This window comes from Moorena sp. SIO4E2 (assembly GCF_010671945.1).
GTDB lineage: Bacteria > Cyanobacteriota > Cyanobacteriia > Cyanobacteriales > Coleofasciculaceae > Moorena > Moorena producens.
The window spans coordinates 1-1,801 of record NZ_JAAHIE010001070.1 but is presented as its reverse complement, the minus strand read 5'-3'; the positions used below and the strand labels follow the sequence as shown (position 1 = coordinate 1,801).

General features: G+C 36.8%; 3 protein-coding genes. 2 read left to right on the top strand and 1 reads right to left on the bottom strand.

What is annotated here, in order from left to right; translation table 11 throughout:
• Positions 1-440: 440 nt before the first annotated feature.
• A complete protein-coding gene (locus F6K37_RS40740) occupies positions 441-689 on the bottom strand; it encodes a T3SS effector HopA1 family protein (RefSeq protein WP_008181116.1) in 249 nt (82 codons plus the stop codon).
• Between F6K37_RS40740 and F6K37_RS40735 the strand changes: the two genes are divergently transcribed.
• The gene (locus F6K37_RS40735; RefSeq protein WP_008181117.1) at positions 688-1,107 is read left to right on the top strand and encodes a XisH family protein; all 420 of its coding nucleotides are present in this window, start codon (positions 688-690) and stop codon (positions 1,105-1,107) included. The two genes, F6K37_RS40740 and F6K37_RS40735, sit on opposite strands and share 2 nt — an antisense overlap.
• Entirely contained in the window at positions 1,095-1,436 is a 342-nt protein-coding gene (locus F6K37_RS40730) for a XisI protein (protein ID WP_008181118.1), read from the top strand. Before F6K37_RS40735 ends, F6K37_RS40730 begins: the two co-directional genes overlap by 13 nt.
• Positions 1,437-1,801 lie beyond the last annotated feature (365 nt).

Here is a 1,801-nt window from a genome sequence, read left to right as displayed (position 1 = left end):
GATATCTATTTCTTACTATTACTCAGCAGCAGTAACTCAAAACGCTATTTAAACTATTTAAAAAATATCCTCATGGCTGGTGCCAGCTTGGCAAGCATCACCTATTTACTTGCCCATTCATGAAAAAGCGGAAAGGTAAAATGAAGATTTGGGAAAAATTTGATTTAGCGTTTGTATTTGAGATGTAAAATTTAACACGATAAATAAAGATATAATGTCAGGTGTACTTTGGGCTAAAAAGCGACATCATGAATAATATCAAGTCAGGTTGAATACCCATAATTAGAGGGAGGGTGGGAAGTGTGGGGAGGGTGGGAAGTGTGGGGAGGGTGGGGAGAGGGGGAGATAGGAACCCACCCCTAACCCCTCCCAGGAGCGGAATATCGGGAGATGGGGGAGATTTTTATTAAGGGTAATTGTCATAAAATTATATTAGCTTTCTATTGCCGAAGAGTGTTTTTGCATGCATTGAGATGCACCCCTTCTAAAATACTCAGCCCTGGTGCTAATGGTTTAGTAAATAGGAGCACTTCCTTTTGAAAATAAGCTTGATATTCATCATAGCATCTATGAATAATCTTTTTGACCCTTGGATAATCACTTTTTGCTAACTTAAGAATACCCGAATCATAACGGTAATGGTCAGAGTCAATTAAGATAAATAAATTAATCATTAAAACAATAACCATGCCAGTTCGTGACTACTATCATGATATTGTACGCAATGCCCTTCAAAAAGACGGTTGGACAATCACCCACGATCCCTATCGTTTAAAACTCACTAGAAAAAAGAATTTATATATTGACTTAGGGGCAGAACGACTCATTGCTGCGGAAAAAGGTGTCCAGAAAATTGCTGTTGAAATCAAAAGTTTCCGCAGTGCATCAGAAATGAAAGATTTAGAGGAAGCAGTGGGTCAATTTGTCTTGTATGAACACCTACTGGCACGCTACGAACCCGAAAGAAAACTCTATTTAGCTGTTCCAGAAGATGTGAGATCATCAGTGTTTGAAGAAGAAGCAGGACAAGTTTTAATCGAAGATAAAATAATTCGCATTTTTACCTTTGACGTCAATCAAGAGGAGCTTATTACATGGATACCTTAAACAAAACTAATCTAAAACAAGCCATTATCAAAGTCTTACAAGACTACGTTGAATTTTTAGGAAATGACCCCGAAAGCGACCTTCAATTAATCATTGACGAAAATAAAGATCACTATCTCCTCATGGAAATAGGTTGGCACAAAAATCAAAGAATTTACGGCAGTTTGATTCACATTGATATCATTAACGAAAAAATTTGGCTTCAACAAGACGGCACAGAAGAAGGAGTCGCCAACGAACTGGTAAAACTAGGCATTTCACCCCAACAAATTGTCCTTGCCTTTAAAACCTTAGAACGCCGTAAAATAACTGACTTTGCCGTTTCCTAATTCAAAACTAAGTACCTAGGCAAAATTGCTTACACATTGAAAGTCTTGCTAGGCAAGGCTTTCAGCACTACTTTAAGTTAATTTCCTTAGTTTTATTTAGACCAAAACATTATGATTGTGATGCTTTTATCCTAATTCAATTAAAAATAACTGCTATTACCACAATTGACTGGTCAAGGTATTAAAAACGCTAAATGTTCACCCTCCAATTGCTGCAAATTTTTGGTATTCCCTTGTAATCTCAATGTTCCTTTATCTAAGCAGGTGCACAAAATTAATTACACATTTTCCAAAACTCAAAGCCTTACGATGTAAGGGTTACAGAGATTGGTAGTAGGCAATTAATTTTGTTTAGGTGCTTAACA

Excerpts from the sequence above, each read along its gene's own strand:
- F6K37_RS40735 (WP_008181117.1), top strand. The coding sequence starts at position 688 with ATGCCAGTTCGTGACTACTATCATGATATTGTACGCAATGCCCTTCAA.
- F6K37_RS40740 (WP_008181116.1), bottom strand. The coding sequence starts at position 689 with ATGGTTATTGTTTTAATGATTAATTTATTTATCTTAATTGACTCTGAC.
- F6K37_RS40730 (WP_008181118.1), top strand. The coding sequence starts at position 1,095 with ATGGATACCTTAAACAAAACTAATCTAAAACAAGCCATTATCAAAGTC.